Genomic DNA, 13492 nt, shown 5'->3' on the forward strand with positions numbered 1-13492 from the left:
CTAGCTTTCATCTTTTATTCAGTTTCCCACCAGGAAGACAACATCTTCCCCATCATAGGATTTCTACATACCCTTCTGTTCCATGTACGCGAATTTGTTGCCCATCTTTTATCAGTTTGGTAGCATTTTCTACTCCTACAACTGTCGGTAAGCCATATTCACGTGCGATAACTGCTCCATGGGTCATCAGTCCACCAACTTCGGTGACCAAGCCTTTTATGGATACAAACAACGGTGTCCAGCTGGGGTCAGTAAAGGAGGTGACTAATATATCTCCATCTTCCAAATCGGCATCTTCCATGTTTAAAATGACACGTGCCCGTCCCTCTACAACTCCGGAAGAAACAGGCAAACCCACAATAGCTTCAGCCGGGAGATTTTCCCGTTTGTACTTACCCGCAATGATTTCGCCGTCAGAGGTGATGACACGTGGTGGCGTTAGTCTTTCATATAATTTGTACTCGTCTTTTCGATAGCTGACGATTTGGTAATCCAGTTTATTTGTGAGTACGACTTCGCGAAGCTCTTCAAAAGTGAGGTAATAAATGTCTTCTTTTTCATAAATAACGTTAGCTTGAACGAGTCGTTCAGCTTCTTTCAGTAAAGCCTGCTTGTAAACGAAATAGCGACTAACTATGCCGTATTTTGGATATTCACGATAACCGATGAAATTCCGAACCAGGCAGATCTTTCGTTTTGTTTCTTCAGCCTTTTCATCACCATCCGGCAATTGCTTCAATCGATCTAGTAACTCTTGTTCTTTTCTTAAAGCCTCCTGTTGGCCTTGCTCGAATTTCCGCTTACTGGCACCAGGCTCAAAGTTTTTGATATTACTGAGAATTAGGTGAACCAGTGTACTTGGTTTTTCGCTCCAGCGGGTTTTCGTAATATCGATCTCTCCAGCACATCGCATTCCGTATTTGTTGAGATAAGCATAGATGGCGTCCCGGATCTCCTGTCCACCATTAAACTTAACCAGTTCATCCAAAAAGTTATCGTCTTTTATATGCTGCAAATAATCGATTACTTCTGGATAAGGACGGATCGCATCCGCGATATCCAATAGCGCCAGACCCATGGACGAAGTAATATTGTTGGGTACAGATTGAGAAAGCGTATCTGCTGCGTTCTTTTCACCTAACCACTCCTTCATTTTTTCATTGAGCCATGATGAAGCATTCATAGCAGTCACAATCACACCAAAACTTTGTGGATCGAATAAACTCTTCTTCAATTGCTGGATGTCTTCCAGAATAAAATCGAATAGATCCAGCCCTGATTTCGTCTGGATGTTTTGTTTTAACTCTTCTATCGATGTTTGACTGCGCTTAATCAGATCGGGGACGATTGCCGGAGCGTATTCGATTTGTGTTTGAAAATCCGCAGGTGATAAACCTTTATTGCTTTTACCGGGACTTTGTTCTTTCTTATCATCTGGTAACGCTCTTATAAAATCTTCCCACTCTATGATGGTCATCAATGCATCTTTGATGAGCGGGTCGGATTTTCCCAGGACATCTACTACCATTTCTCTTTTAACGGGTGAAGCCAGTTCACGTGTAACATCAACAAACAACCTTCCACCAGCTTTAAACATGGGTCGGGCAGCGGTTAACTGCCATAAAGATATTCCCAATGGTTTCATGGGGTCGGTCATCATTTGCTGATGACCGACAGATAGATAAACGTGATTTGAGCGATCGCTTGCTTCAGGGATGGGGTACAAAGTAGCGATCGGTCGGCTCTGGACAATATAAAATGTATCATCAACCAAACACCATTCGATGTCTTGGGGGCAGCCGAAGTGTTCTTCGATCTTCCTGCCCACGTGTGCCAGCTGCAAAATCTGCGCGTCCGTCAGCGCCTGCTTGTTCTGCCGCTCAGGCTCGATCTCCTGCTTGTTCGTACCGCCATCTTTCAGGGCATTAATAGCCAACTTCTTTGTGGATATCTTCTTATCGATAATCTTGCCTTCACGCACTTTGTAGCTATCAGCATTCACCAGACCGGAGACTGTGGCCTCACCAAGTCCGAAGCCCGCATCAATGGATAACACCTTCCTGTTAGAAGTGACGGGATCGGCAGTAAACAAAATTCCTGCCGCCAGCGGAAAGACCATCTTCTGGACAACCACAGCCTGGTAGACTTTACGGTGGTCGAAGCCGTTTTGAAGGCGGTAAATTATTGCCCTCTCGGTAAATAGTGACGCCCAGCACTTGCCGATATGCTTTAAGATTGCCTCGTTTCCGATAATGTTCAAATACGTATCCTGTTGTCCGGCAAAGGAGGCCGTCAGTAAATCCTCTGCAGTTGCGCTCGATCGTACTGCGTAGGCATTGTTTTCTCCAAGCCCGGAGAGAAGTTGGGTAATCTCTTCACAAATGTTTTCAGGAATGGCTATCTCTTCAATGCCCATGCGAATCTCACCGCTAAGTTCGCGGATTTTATCCCGGTCTTCCACCTTTAGAAGCGATAATTGGTCCAGTAATTCGTTAATCGACGACGTTTTCCCAATGATTCTTTTAAAGGCTTCAGTAGAAATACAAAAGCCATCGGGTACGCGGATTCCTTCAATCTTGTAAAGTTCCCCCAGGTTCGCGCCTTTACCCCCAACAACCAAGAGTTTTGTTTTGTCAATTTCCTGAAAACCAAGCACATATGAACTCATATGTTTACCTCTGACAATTCTCTCTTTGATATTTTGATGATATCCTTCTGGCTAAAACGACGCTCTATTGTTCGTGCCTTTGAGATTGAGCATCCCAAATTTACAATTGCCCTCAGAATAGAATTCTGGGGCTACACAAACAAAGTCCCTTCGGGTTCGCCAGTCCCCAGGGCGCGGGAAACCCCTTCGGGTTCGCCAGTCCCCAGGGCGCGGGAAACCCGCCTACAGCACTGGTCTCACCGCCTACAGCACTGGTCTCACCGCCTACAGCACTGGTCTCACCGCCTACAGCACTGGTCTCACCGCCTGCGCGGACTGTATACAAAGTCCACGTAGGTGGACTTTGTTTGTATAGCCGAGGCAGCGCGTTGCCCAGAGCAGCGCCGTGCGGAGAGCAGTGCGGTCTTGGGCTTTGCCCAAGAGGAGCAACTGCGGAGGGTTCCCCCCGTTGAAGCGCCTGCCGTCGGTGAATTCCATTCTGAGGGCAATTGGCGCTCTTTGGGATGCTCCCCTTTCCATATCTCATGAAAGTGAGAATTGCTATATTGCTACTTAAATAAAAATAAAAGTGAAGAAGAGTAACATCTAACTTAATGGCATTGATATGAATAATAAATTTACCCCTCTAGTCTGTGATGATGATGTCATTCTTTTTGAAAAAGATACGTTTAAAATCAGTAGATTAAAAGAATTGCTCTCTACGGACATGAGTCTTAAGTTAAATCAAATAATTTACAATCAACAAACTCAAAAACCTCAAGGTTTAGTTATTGGCTCATTCGCTAAAGCCTCTATTGTTCAAGAACATATCGAATTAAGTGAAATTCAATTTCACTCTATTAAAAATTGCCAGATTCTTAGAATTTGTGGCAAAGGTTGGCAGAAAGGAAAGCTGAAAATTCAAGTAAGTCAATCAATTATCAATCAGAAGCTAAATCAAGTTTATTTAGAATTTTGTCCTGATGAACCTGATGATCCTGAATCGCCTTTAGATGATATAAGGAAATTAATATAAAATAGGGAGGGTGAAAGTAGGTAGACTTGCTGCTTGAAAATGCTTTTAAGCCAAACGCTTTGGCAAATTTGCGCCAAGTGCGATCGCATGAAGGCGCAAGCCGTACCCGGCTTATCGCGAAGCGCAAGCTGAAAGAGCGCTTATCGCACTCCTTGGACTACACTTCTTACCTACTCTCCAGGTCAACTAAAACTGTAAAATGCAACCGCAAATGTAATTGGTAGTGAAGACAAGTCTCAAACTCTGAGCAAACCAATAACGCGAGTTTTCACAAGATTTCCAGAGCGAGCGCAACTAACAGTGCATCTTGCGCTTGTTTGCAAAATCATTGCGATCGCTATATGGGAAACATAAGACTGTCTGTAAATTTGGAACAACAGAAGCTTAAATGTTAAATCCATTTAGAGCCTTTGAAGAAGGTTTTCGCTTATCTCACAAAGCATGGGTACGCAAGTTTTGGAACAGCACTAGAATTTGGTAAATTCCTGTAGTTCGCACCTACTTAAACCTTTGCTGTTGTCTTCTCCAAGTCTTCTGCGCTGTCAAATCGTGAAATCAAATCCTGAATAATACGCGGATCGTTAGTTAGTAGACCTAATTCGCGCTCTTTGGATTTATCACCCGAACTTAAAAAGTTATGGCTTCCCAACATAGCCCAAGAGCGATCGCATACCAAAAACTTTTCATGAGTTCCTAAAAGCTTGAGCTTCAACCGATTGGGGTAGTGTTTTTCCATTTTCTCTAAATCTTCCAAAGCAGAATACATATTAAACAGAGTTGTAAAGCGATGGCGGGTAGGTGCGGATGAATTACGAAAATCTTCATCTTCCATATCTGTTTTATGTCCCCAACCGATATCGATACGAGATTGCCGTTGCAAAAGAGCACGAAAATAACGTATCAATTCTCCATCGTTTCCACGAATACCCCAATGCAACCAAGGACAAACTAAGATAAGACGCTCTTTTACTTCTCTAGTTGCCTTCAATAACAAAGCTCTACTCTCGGTTCTATCATATACAAGTTTGTACTCATATTGAGGTTGAATCTTCTTGAGCAATCGATTAATTCCAGCTAGCTTTTGTTCTACTACGCTATTCACTTGACCTGTTGTTTCCTCGGATAGGGTCGTTAACATCTTCTGTATATCTTCTGCCTTCGCATAGTGAGTTGTTGATTGTTGTAAGTTGCTTAGCATTTTTTCAAAGTTATTAGTACGGTTTAACAAACGCTCTGTTTTTTGATTCAATCGGTTTGTTACTTGCCGTACATCTTCTAATTTGTCTTCCATTTGACTTAAATTTAAAGTTCGCTCATCTAGCAACTCTGTTCTTTTCTCTAGTTCGCTATTTAGGCGTTCGATACCCTCTATTTGACCTGGAATTTTTGAAAAAAGTTGAACATATTCATCTAATTGTGCTATTACCTTACTGACTTTATTTGTTAACTGCCAAGTTGCATCGTGCAAGTCAGAGGTGCTGACATCTAAATTTTCTATATCTTGTCGCATTTCAGTGATTTGATTGAAAGCTATATAGAGTTCTTTTAACTTTTCAATCTCTAATTCCCATTTATTAACAGTTTGAAAGTTGTGTGCGAGTTGTTCAAACTTTGTATTAACTTGCTCTATTTCACTCAAATCAACAGGTTCGGGTAAAGGAGGTAGATTATCAATCCGCTCGTTGGTAAAAACAATCGCCCTGTTTAAACGTTCAATTTCCGATGGTTCCAATCGAGAACTAAATTGTTGTTTGAGGTCACTTAGCTGAGTCCTAAGGCTTGAGATGGCTTCTTCTATTCTACTCAAATCAACAGGAGGCAGATTATCTATATGTTGGTTAGCGATCGCAGTTATCTCGCTTAAACGCTTAATCTCTGCTTGTACGTGCTGTACTACGCGATCGTATTGGACTTGCTGTTGGGTAATTCGCTGCTCCAACGCACTTAAATCAAAGGATGGGGGTAATGCTTGTAGCTGCTGGGAGATTTGAAAAACTTGAGGTAACTGCGTTTCCAAAGCGCTCAGTTTTGCTTCTATCTCGCTCAAATCAACTGGTTCTGGGACAAGAGCGAGACGTGCTTCCAAAGTTTTCAATTGCCCTGTCAAATTTGCAACGTTTTGTACCTCCGCTCGCGTCTCAAACCTTTGTATCAGTGTTTTGGTCGTTTGCTCTAATTTCTGTAAAGATTCGGTTATCGAATTGAGTTCTGGTACTTCCCTCAACTCCTCAATTTCCATTGGTTTTACTGGAGTATCCAAGCATTTGGTTAACACCTCGGTTTGCTGCTGCAATTGTTCTAAGGACTGGGTAATGGGATTGAGATTGGCAACAGATGGCAGTGTTTGAATTTTTTGTTTTAGAGATTGAAGCTGGTTTTGCACAGCGGTATCTGTTGTTTTTACCTGCTGCTGTAGTCGCTGCTGAAATCGATTGCGGTTAATGACATTGAAAGAAAGAGCTAAAGTCAAGGGAGCCACTGCATAGACAGCTTGTTGTGTTGCGATCGCTGCTACGGTTCCTATTGCGGAACCAGCAATGGAAGTATATTCAACAATATTTAATATCTTTTTGTTATATTTCATATAGGTGTAATACAAACTTTATCTTTCGGCAATTAATTTCCCATCTTTAAATAAATGATTGTGTATGCAAAAAATTAATAGCGATTGCAGAAGCGCAAACATAAACCGTGTTGTTTTCAACGGCAATACCTTCCGGAAAGCCTTGAGGTGCAGGCACTAACGCAAAAACTTTATAGTTTCCTAAAGGACTAATTTGCAAACAAGCCTCTGATGACAGAGTCACTCCTCCTGGTAAGTTAAATAGAAAAACTAATGCGATCGCTTTTTGGGCGCTTTTTCTGGAAAGCATCGCTGATGAGAAATTCTGATGATTTCGAGTTTTCATCAATTCTGTAGATCATCTTAATTGTTAACAAGATTGAATGAAGGTCAACACGGGTATCAACTACTCTGACTTCAAATTAGGGATCGTTGGCAAAATTAACCAAGACTGAAAAACCAAAAAACTGCAAGGGGATTGAGATAATTTGCTCTGTACCCATTTTCACTTGCTTATTATTAATGATTAAGAATATTTGCAGTTGATAAGTCAGGAGATGCATTTACTTATCTCATTCATTTAAACATATAAATCACTCAGTGAAGCCAAGAATTTACTGAGTTATGGTAAAGTTTTATGTAAGTTATTTACAAAATTTTACTATTAACCAAATCGATCGTAACTCTGATAGATAGCGAGATGAGTAAGCTAATAGCCGCATCCATCCCACTTCAAGCAAAACTTTGCCCGCCTCCCCGTAATTGTGCCAAAAAAGCATCCAGCCTCGATGCACTCACAACTTCCCCCAGTACATTCCCCATTCTCCGCACCTGATAAACACCCTCTCTGAGTTCTTGAAAATCCACAATCAAACCAGCCTTCTTCGCTTCTTTTAGTTTCTTGACCTCAATTGGCATTAACGTTCTCACTCGCTTTTTCTCAACAGGTGTCAGTGCCTGCCATGCCTCTTGCTTGCAGTCTTCGCGAACGGCTACAGCCACTCTGATTTCCTCCCAAGTCGTAGCATTCTGAAACGTCTCAATTAACAACTCGACGGGAGACAGGGTGCCGCGCTCTGGTTTGGATTCAACAACCACATCATCGTCTTCCATACAATCATCTTTTTCCGGTGCAGGCTCGAAAGTCCATTCACCCTCAGTGTTAGCGTCTGTATTGTCCCCAACCCAAACTTCTTCTTCACTTGGTTGCTTAAAACTTTCTACCAACACCAATCGACCTTCTTTGTATGCCTGCCGCAATGCTATAGCCTCAGCCACAATACGCTGTGCCGTCAACCCCTCCTCATCCATCATCTTTTGCAAGGCAGTACCAGTCTGTTCGCCCTCCTCTTGAATCGGTGGAATTTGGCAATATCTTCCACCATTCTTCGTCCGCCGCCAGATGCTCGGTTGTTCTGGTTTTGGTTCTTTGGGTTGTTGCTGTTGGGCAATGAGGTCCCGCACGGCAGATTGGTTAATTTCTGTTAAAGAACGCAGTTGGTCGATAACGCTTTGGTACTTTTTGGGATTGTTGGCCAAACGGAAGAGAGTCGCTGGCTCGATTTTTGCTAAATCTTGACTGGCAAAGTGCCCGAACGCTTCAGCCACTTTTAAGTACTTCCGGTCTTCATTCTTCCAACCGCGCTGCAATAGCCACTTTTTATACTCACTTTTGGATAAGTGCTCTTTTTGTTGGGCGAGCATCATGGCGTGGACCAGGATGTTTTGGCTGGCAAGAGCAAGGTTACCAAAAGAATCACCAGGGGCTTCTGGCGCTATGGCGTTGGCTTGCGCTTCAACGTATTGGTTGAATTCTCTTTGAGCAAGAATCTGTTCGTTTGATGCAAAAGCTTGAAGTTGTGGCATGATAAGTAATAGTTATAGGTTTTTATAGAGGGCGATCGCATTTTGACTAATGTCAGAGCGATCGCCTTTGTTTTTTGGCAAATTTTATTTGCTCTTTTTTTATTATCGTATGTTTTAGTGCATATGAATAAAAAAAATAAGCATATTTTATTTACTTAAAAATTTGTATTGTTTGTTTTAATGCCAAAATTGTGCTTATTTGTATCTATCAGTACTATAGGGGCATGAAAAAGATGTACTGTCGTTTAGCCGTGTTGATGGCAGAAAAAGACCCCCAGTTGTCTCAAAGACAGCTCTCAAGAGACACAGGGTTGGATATCACGACCATCAACCGTTTATTTACAAACAAATTCAGCAGGGTCGATGTGGCTACCGTAGAAGTCCTGTGCAACTACTTTGGTAAGGATGTGGGCGAGCTACTACAAATGAGGCAACCTGAAGATATTCCGCAAAGAAGAACCAGAAAGCGGACTAAATCAGAGCCATCTTCAGAATAAGCAGCGATTTATCGCGATCTCGCTAAAATTGGAGGGCTAGTAACTGTAACTTAATCTCTATACAAAGCTATGCAGGGCTCGGCAAAATTGCAGAGCTTTTTGATTTTGTATTCGGGATAGATACGGTGTTCTCGACTGGTGAGATAGTCATAATATAGACATGATATGACTACATAGGAAAAGGGACAATATGGTACACCGAGATAAATGGGTGAAAGTTTTACTCACCGAACTAGAGCTAACTAAGCTGGAAAAGTATGCCGAAGCGCAAGGATCGAACAAGTCACAAGCAATTCGAGAATGGATGAAAGCGTTGCCATGTTATTAGGATTTAAAACCGAACTAAAGCTAAATAATCGGCAACGAACAATGATGTTAAAACATTGTGGGGTTGCACGTCATGCCTGGAACTGGGGATTAGGATTAACCAAGCAGCTCCTAGAGCACAATAAAGTTAACCCAGACGATAAAATCCCATTCCCAAGCGCAATTGAGTTGCATAAATGGCTAGTTGCACTAGTTAAACCTGAGAATAAGTGGTATTACGAATGCAGTAAATCCACACCGCAAATGGCGTTAAGAGCGTTGCGAGTAGCATGGAAAGATGGCTTGGAAAAACGAAAGGGAGTACCTAAGTTTAAGAAGAAAGGGAAACAGGATTCTTTTACCTTGGAAGGGACAATCAAAGTAAAAGGAGTGAAAAGAATTCAAGTTCCGGTAATAGGAATTCTGAAAACTTACGAGAAAGTACCTTCCGTTCCTATCAAGACTTGTACGATTTCCCGTGAAGCTGACAGATGGTTTATCAGCTACAAAGTAGAGGTCAAGGATTTAGAGCCAGGATGCTCCCTAACGTGGATGCATCCCGATGTAGGGGTAGATTTAGGTGTTAAAGCATTAGCCACTCTCAGCACTGGAAAAGTGTTTGAAGGAGTAAAAGCTGACAAACAGCATCAAGCTAAATTAAGCCGAATGCAGTGGTTACACCGGAATAAAGTTAAAGGCTCTGCTAATTGGAAAAAAGCACAAATGCAGATTGCACGGCTACATAGAAGAGTTGCCAATCTCCGAAAAGATTACTTGCATAAGTTAACTACTTACATAGCCAAAAACCACAGCTTTGTAACGATAGAAGACTTAAATGTAAGAGGGATGATGGCAAATCATAAGCTAGCCGCCGCCGTGCAGGATATGAGTTTTTATGAGTTGAGACGCCAGTTAGAGTACAAGTGTAAACTGGTTGGAACAAAGTTGATTGTGGCGGATAGATTTTATCCAAGTTCAAAGTCCTGTTCCAAATGTGGTCATCTTAAAAAATCCCTCACATTAGATGAACGAATCTACCATTGTGAGGTTTGTAATTTTAAGTGTGACAGGGACTTAAACGCTGCAATTAACTTATGGAAATATGCGTTTACCACCGAAAGCTCTTCGGGATGAGCCTGTGGACTGGAGGATGCCGACATCCCCAGGACGAAGCAGGAAGAAATCAGCAAGGCTGTTATTAGGTAAATAACGCTACCACCTAGTACTGAATAGCTTTGCATAGGTATTTCGGAGCGGGTGATGCTTATCGCTTACTGGCTAGCAGCCCATCCAGAAATTAGAGGAGCGATCGCCGATATTGGTTAAGTGGTATTGAGATAGCAGCGTGGGTAGCAATAAACGGGTTTGAGAAATTTTGTTTTTGATATTGTATCGGTTCATCGCTTTCTTCTTGTACTAGTAAAGTTCGAGGCGTCTATATGTAATATTTATAACACTGTATAAAATACGATCGCGGTGAGTCTACAATTTAGTATGTCAGGCTAACTTCACGGTAAAATCACAGCTGCTAGAAAAAACTATGGGACAAATCATTACTCAAGTCGATGCATTCACTAACACACCTTTTGCAGGTAACCCGGCTGCTGTCTGCGTTTTACCCGCACCTCAGTCAGAGGAGTGGATGCAAAAAGTGGCGCAGGAAATGAATCTATCTGAAACTGCGTTTTTGGTCAGGCAAGAGGATGGTTTTCATTTGCGTTGGTTTACGCCTACAACAGAAGTTCCATTATGCGGTCATGCAACTTTAGCAAGTTCTCATGTTCTATGGTCGGAGGCTCATTTATTACCGGATGAAATTGCTCGTTTTCATACGAAAAGTGGGCTATTAATTGCTAAGAAGTTAGGTAGTTGGATCGAACTGGATTTTCCTGTAAATCATTCTGAAGCCACCACTGCACCTTCAGCGTTAGGAGAAGCTTTAGGTGTTCCTTTAAAAACAGTTTTGCAAAATTCTTTGGGTTATTTAGTAGAGGTAGAGTCTGAAGAATTAGTAAGACAAATGCAGCCCAATTTTGAATTACTAAAAAGTTTACCTGCTGCCGATATTATTGTAACTAGTTCAACAAATCCAGATTCAGAGTTCGATTTTGTTTCTCGCTTTTTTGCACCTAGCTTGGGAATTAATGAAGACCCCGTGACTGGTGCAGCCCATTGCTGTCTTGCTCCTTTTTGGCGCGATCGCTTGGGTAAGAATGAGTTTTTGGCATATCAGGCTTCCAACCGTGGTGGAATATTAAAGGTTCGGTATGAAGGAGGCGATCGCGTATATTTAGCCGGACAAGCAGTTACGGTTTTGCGGGGTGAATTAATATTTTAAGGATTTATTGAAAGATGTGGTATAGAGAAGACCTTGCATTTATTCACGATGTTGGTTTCAGCGATTATGCTCTAAAATCCGCTCCTGGAATATTAGAAATTTTAAAACAAAACAACATTAAGGAAGGGTTGGTCGTAGACTTGGGGTGCGGAAGTGGATTATCTGCACAAGAGTTTGTGAAAGCGAATTATCAGGTTTTTGGAGTTGATATTTCTGAGTCCATGATTGATATTGCACGAACAAGAGTTCGAGGTGCAAAATTCCAACTTGGATCGCTATTTCAAATTGAAATTCCATCGTGTCAGGCTGTGACTTCTATTGGTGAATGCCTTAATTATCTGTTCGAGCCAAACAGCGATCGCAAGATGTTGGTTCATCTCTTCAGGCGCATTTATAAAGCATTAACCCCTGGAGGTGTCTTCATCTTTGACATAGCAGAACCGGGACAAGTCATACAAGAAAACCCAACTAAAAACTTTACCGAAGGTAAAGATTGGATTGTACTGGTTGAAAAAGAAGAAGATCGAGAGCAAAGAATATTAACTCGTCGGATTATCACGTTTCGCAAGGTGGGAGAACACTACCGACGGGATGATGAAGTACACCGTCAGCAATTATATGAGACTATAGAAGTTATAGAACAACTTCATCGCGTTGGCTTTGAAGTTCAAACAATGACAAATTATGGTGAGTACAATTTACCGCCAAAGCATGCAGCATTTATTGCAAAGAAATCAAATTGTTGAGGTGACATGTGAAAAATTTGGCTCCTGAAATATTCCGACAAAGACTGTTAATAGAAGGATTTTTTAACATTGAAGTCACGCGAGAAGTTTTAGCCAATTACCTTAAAGAAATTGCAGAGCATCTTGAGGTCCGCTCTTATGGAGAAGCTGTCATTTTTTCTCCAAGTAGTGGTATGGGAAAAGAGGAAAATCAAGGCTTTGATGCTTTTCTTCCTCTGATTGACTCTGGAATTTCTGCTTATATTTGGAGTTACCACAAATTCTTTTCAATTTTTCTCTACACCTGTAAAGGTTTCAATGAAGAAGCTGCTATTTCATTTACAAAAGATTTTTTTCAGGTAGAAGGTGAAATAACGAGTCAATCTATTTAATGATTCACGAACCAGTAAGAGAAACCCGTTTTTCCAGACGGGTTTGTAAGTCTGCTAACAGTGATTCTCCAGTGCGTTTGGCTTCCCAAGGACCAAAATCCCAAAGTTTGATGCTCCATTGTCCTTGCATAAAATCTTCATTTTCTGAAATTGTACCAACATAAGCCACGGCTTCAGTTGAGGTCGTGAGGTAGCCTTTGTTAAAACTTATACGACGCCCAATGACTTCACCAGTTAACTGGGCTTCTCCTAAATAACTGTCATCCAGAATATTACCAGTCAAAGTGTTCCCACCTTGAATAAGTGTCATTTCAAAACGAGTGGGAATCCCTTGCTGCCAGTATGTTCCAAGCCAAGTACCGCTAATGTCTGTCATGAAGTAGTTCCACGAACTTATTCCTATTGTGCTTGAACGTCCGGTATTAACATTACAATTATAACTTTTTCATGTTTTTACTAACAGGATCGAAGCCTCTAGAAAAGCGAGTTGTGTCGTCGTAGCAAGCTCCACTGAGATTAGCTCCATACAGCTTGGCATAGTTTAATTTGGCTCCCCTAAGATTGGCTTCATGTAGGTTTGCACCGCTTAGGTTAGCTCGCGTTAAGTTTGCTTTCGCTAAGTTGGCTCCTCCTAAGTTAGCTCCCCATAATTTGGCTTTAGCAAGGTTAGCCGCAGTTAAGTCTGCTGCAAATAAATTGACTCCAGCTAGGTTAGCTTCTATCAGCTTTGCGCCAATGAGCTTGGCTGTTGGGAAATCTCGCTCCCCCGCTATATAGCGCTGCTTCAGTTCATCTGCATCCATGTTTGTTTCACCTTCACTAGCAAACAAGAAGCTATTTGTTCCCACTCTTGAGTTAAGCTTTCTTTTGATTCTGGCTGATTGCTGCGTCTGTACCAATAGCGAGCATTACTGGGATCTCCCTCTTTACGGTGCAAGTAAGCGTGAACCCAAGCACTGTCTGCATCACTAGCATCTTGTACTATTTCATGCGCCCGATTCCAGTCGCCTTTTTTGTCGTACCAAAGGGCTTGCAAAGGTTTTGGTAGAAACTCCGGGCATTTTTGCTCTTGCTCCAATAGCTGCTTGAATTCTTCTAGACTTATAAACTTGTCCATATCCC

Annotated in this window: 17 protein-coding genes; 8 read left to right on the forward strand and 9 right to left on the reverse strand. The window is 41.9% G+C overall.

The window, feature by feature from the left end:
* Window positions 1–52 precede the first annotated feature (52 nt).
* Window positions 53–2668, reverse strand: coding sequence for a phosphoenolpyruvate synthase (gene ppsA, locus HC643_RS15215; protein WP_038074532.1), 2616 nt, complete (start codon window positions 2666–2668; stop codon window positions 53–55).
* Between ppsA and HC643_RS40830 the strand changes: the two genes are divergently transcribed.
* Together HC643_RS40830 and HC643_RS15225 are read left to right on the forward strand one after the other, a co-directional pair.
* Window positions 2669–3004: a hypothetical protein gene (locus tag HC643_RS40830; protein ID WP_153021465.1), complete on the forward strand. Its 336-nt coding sequence runs from the start codon at window positions 2669–2671 to the stop codon at window positions 3002–3004.
* A gap of 268 nt (window positions 3005–3272) precedes the next feature.
* On the forward strand, window positions 3273–3683 hold the full coding sequence (locus HC643_RS15225; RefSeq protein ID WP_038074528.1) for a KGK domain-containing protein: 411 nt from the start codon (window positions 3273–3275) through the stop codon (window positions 3681–3683).
* A 236-nt stretch (window positions 3684–3919) separates the two neighbouring features.
* On the opposite strand, the gene HC643_RS15230 is transcribed toward HC643_RS15225, so the two are convergent.
* The 4 genes from HC643_RS15230 to HC643_RS42400 form a co-directional block, all read right to left on the reverse strand.
* A complete protein-coding gene (locus HC643_RS15230; protein ID WP_153021466.1) occupies window positions 3920–4084 on the reverse strand; it encodes a hypothetical protein in 165 nt (54 codons plus the stop codon).
* A 101-nt stretch (window positions 4085–4185) separates the two neighbouring features.
* Window positions 4186–6267 (reverse strand): phospholipase D-like domain-containing protein, encoded by a 2082-nt coding sequence (locus HC643_RS15235; RefSeq protein ID WP_038074526.1) that lies wholly within the window; start codon window positions 6265–6267, stop codon window positions 4186–4188.
* A 46-nt stretch (window positions 6268–6313) separates the two neighbouring features.
* Entirely contained in the window at window positions 6314–6556 is a 243-nt protein-coding gene (locus tag HC643_RS15240) for a hypothetical protein (RefSeq protein WP_038074522.1), read from the reverse strand.
* 422 nt (window positions 6557–6978) lie between these two features.
* Window positions 6979–8112 carry a hypothetical protein gene (locus tag HC643_RS42400; RefSeq protein ID WP_167844692.1) on the reverse strand — a complete coding sequence of 378 codons (1134 nt, stop codon included), beginning with the start codon at window positions 8110–8112 and terminating at the stop codon, window positions 6979–6981.
* A gap of 224 nt (window positions 8113–8336) precedes the next feature.
* On the opposite strand from HC643_RS42400, the gene HC643_RS15250 reads away from it, so the two are divergent.
* The 3 genes from HC643_RS15250 (at window position 8337) to HC643_RS15260 (ending at window position 10049) form a co-directional block, all read left to right on the forward strand.
* The gene (locus tag HC643_RS15250; RefSeq protein WP_038074519.1) at window positions 8337–8609 is read left to right on the forward strand and encodes a helix-turn-helix domain-containing protein; all 273 of its coding nucleotides are present in this window, start codon (window positions 8337–8339) and stop codon (window positions 8607–8609) included.
* A gap of 190 nt (window positions 8610–8799) precedes the next feature.
* Window positions 8800–8937 carry a hypothetical protein gene (locus HC643_RS15255; RefSeq protein WP_162002295.1) on the forward strand — a complete coding sequence of 46 codons (138 nt, stop codon included), beginning with the start codon at window positions 8800–8802 and terminating at the stop codon, window positions 8935–8937.
* On the forward strand, window positions 8910–10049 hold the full coding sequence (locus HC643_RS15260) for an RNA-guided endonuclease InsQ/TnpB family protein (protein ID WP_237265884.1): 1140 nt from the start codon (window positions 8910–8912) through the stop codon (window positions 10047–10049). Before HC643_RS15255 ends, HC643_RS15260 begins: the two co-directional genes overlap by 28 nt.
* 144 nt (window positions 10050–10193) lie before the next feature.
* On the opposite strand, the gene HC643_RS42100 is transcribed toward HC643_RS15260, so the two are convergent.
* Entirely contained in the window at window positions 10194–10316 is a 123-nt protein-coding gene (locus tag HC643_RS42100; protein WP_272899742.1) for a hypothetical protein, read from the reverse strand.
* A gap of 139 nt (window positions 10317–10455) precedes the next feature.
* Here HC643_RS42100 and HC643_RS15265 point away from each other — a divergent pair, with 139 nt between their 5' ends.
* Genes HC643_RS15265 through HC643_RS15275 form a run of 3 tightly spaced genes read left to right on the forward strand, consistent with a single transcriptional unit; the run spans window position 10456 to window position 12370 of the window.
* Entirely contained in the window at window positions 10456–11253 is a 798-nt protein-coding gene (locus tag HC643_RS15265; RefSeq protein ID WP_038086493.1) for a PhzF family phenazine biosynthesis protein, read from the forward strand.
* A gap of 14 nt (window positions 11254–11267) precedes the next feature.
* Window positions 11268–11999, forward strand: a complete 732-nt coding sequence (locus tag HC643_RS15270) for a class I SAM-dependent methyltransferase (RefSeq protein ID WP_038086497.1) — start codon at window positions 11268–11270, stop codon at window positions 11997–11999.
* An 8-nt stretch (window positions 12000–12007) separates the two neighbouring features.
* Window positions 12008–12370, forward strand: a complete 363-nt coding sequence (locus HC643_RS15275) for a hypothetical protein (RefSeq protein WP_038086500.1) — start codon at window positions 12008–12010, stop codon at window positions 12368–12370.
* A gap of 4 nt (window positions 12371–12374) precedes the next feature.
* On the opposite strand, the gene HC643_RS15280 is transcribed toward HC643_RS15275, so the two are convergent.
* The 3 genes from HC643_RS15280 to HC643_RS15290 are packed head-to-tail and all read right to left on the reverse strand — an operon-like array spanning window position 12375 to window position 13487.
* Entirely contained in the window at window positions 12375–12746 is a 372-nt protein-coding gene (locus tag HC643_RS15280; protein ID WP_038086504.1) for a hypothetical protein, read from the reverse strand.
* A gap of 58 nt (window positions 12747–12804) precedes the next feature.
* Window positions 12805–13173 (reverse strand): pentapeptide repeat-containing protein, encoded by a 369-nt coding sequence (locus HC643_RS15285; protein WP_038086507.1) that lies wholly within the window; start codon window positions 13171–13173, stop codon window positions 12805–12807.
* On the reverse strand, window positions 13155–13487 hold the full coding sequence (locus tag HC643_RS15290) for a hypothetical protein (protein WP_038086512.1): 333 nt from the start codon (window positions 13485–13487) through the stop codon (window positions 13155–13157). Before HC643_RS15290 ends, HC643_RS15285 begins: the two co-directional genes overlap by 19 nt.
* Window positions 13488–13492: the final 5 nt, after the last annotated feature.

It is taken from the genome of Tolypothrix bouteillei VB521301, assembly GCF_000760695.4.
GTDB lineage: Bacteria > Cyanobacteriota > Cyanobacteriia > Cyanobacteriales > Nostocaceae > Scytonema > Scytonema bouteillei_A.

What these genes read in the sequence shown, in the direction of transcription:
- HC643_RS40830 (WP_153021465.1), top strand. Translation starts at nt 2,669, where the DNA reads ATGTTTACCTCTGACAATTCTCTCTTTGATATTTTGATGATATCCTTC.
- HC643_RS15240 (WP_038074522.1), bottom strand. Translation starts at nt 6,556, where the DNA reads ATGCTTTCCAGAAAAAGCGCCCAAAAAGCGATCGCATTAGTTTTTCTA.
- HC643_RS15250 (WP_038074519.1), top strand. Translation starts at nt 8,337, where the DNA reads ATGAAAAAGATGTACTGTCGTTTAGCCGTGTTGATGGCAGAAAAAGAC.
- HC643_RS15225 (WP_038074528.1), top strand. Translation starts at nt 3,273, where the DNA reads ATGAATAATAAATTTACCCCTCTAGTCTGTGATGATGATGTCATTCTT.
- HC643_RS15280 (WP_038086504.1), bottom strand. Translation starts at nt 12,746, where the DNA reads ATGACAGACATTAGCGGTACTTGGCTTGGAACATACTGGCAGCAAGGG.
- HC643_RS15270 (WP_038086497.1), top strand. Translation starts at nt 11,268, where the DNA reads ATGTGGTATAGAGAAGACCTTGCATTTATTCACGATGTTGGTTTCAGC.
- HC643_RS15290 (WP_038086512.1), bottom strand. Translation starts at nt 13,487, where the DNA reads ATGGACAAGTTTATAAGTCTAGAAGAATTCAAGCAGCTATTGGAGCAA.
- HC643_RS15230 (WP_153021466.1), bottom strand. Translation starts at nt 4,084, where the DNA reads ATGGATTTAACATTTAAGCTTCTGTTGTTCCAAATTTACAGACAGTCT.
- ppsA (WP_038074532.1), bottom strand. Translation starts at nt 2,668, where the DNA reads ATGAGTTCATATGTGCTTGGTTTTCAGGAAATTGACAAAACAAAACTC.
- HC643_RS15255 (WP_162002295.1), top strand. Translation starts at nt 8,800, where the DNA reads ATGGTACACCGAGATAAATGGGTGAAAGTTTTACTCACCGAACTAGAG.
- HC643_RS15235 (WP_038074526.1), bottom strand. Translation starts at nt 6,267, where the DNA reads ATGAAATATAACAAAAAGATATTAAATATTGTTGAATATACTTCCATT.
- HC643_RS42400 (WP_167844692.1), bottom strand. Translation starts at nt 8,112, where the DNA reads ATGCCACAACTTCAAGCTTTTGCATCAAACGAACAGATTCTTGCTCAA.
- HC643_RS15260 (WP_237265884.1), top strand. Translation starts at nt 8,910, where the DNA reads ATGGATGAAAGCGTTGCCATGTTATTAGGATTTAAAACCGAACTAAAG.
- HC643_RS15265 (WP_038086493.1), top strand. Translation starts at nt 10,456, where the DNA reads ATGGGACAAATCATTACTCAAGTCGATGCATTCACTAACACACCTTTT.
- HC643_RS42100 (WP_272899742.1), bottom strand. Translation starts at nt 10,316, where the DNA reads ATGAACCGATACAATATCAAAAACAAAATTTCTCAAACCCGTTTATTG.
- HC643_RS15285 (WP_038086507.1), bottom strand. Translation starts at nt 13,173, where the DNA reads ATGGATGCAGATGAACTGAAGCAGCGCTATATAGCGGGGGAGCGAGAT.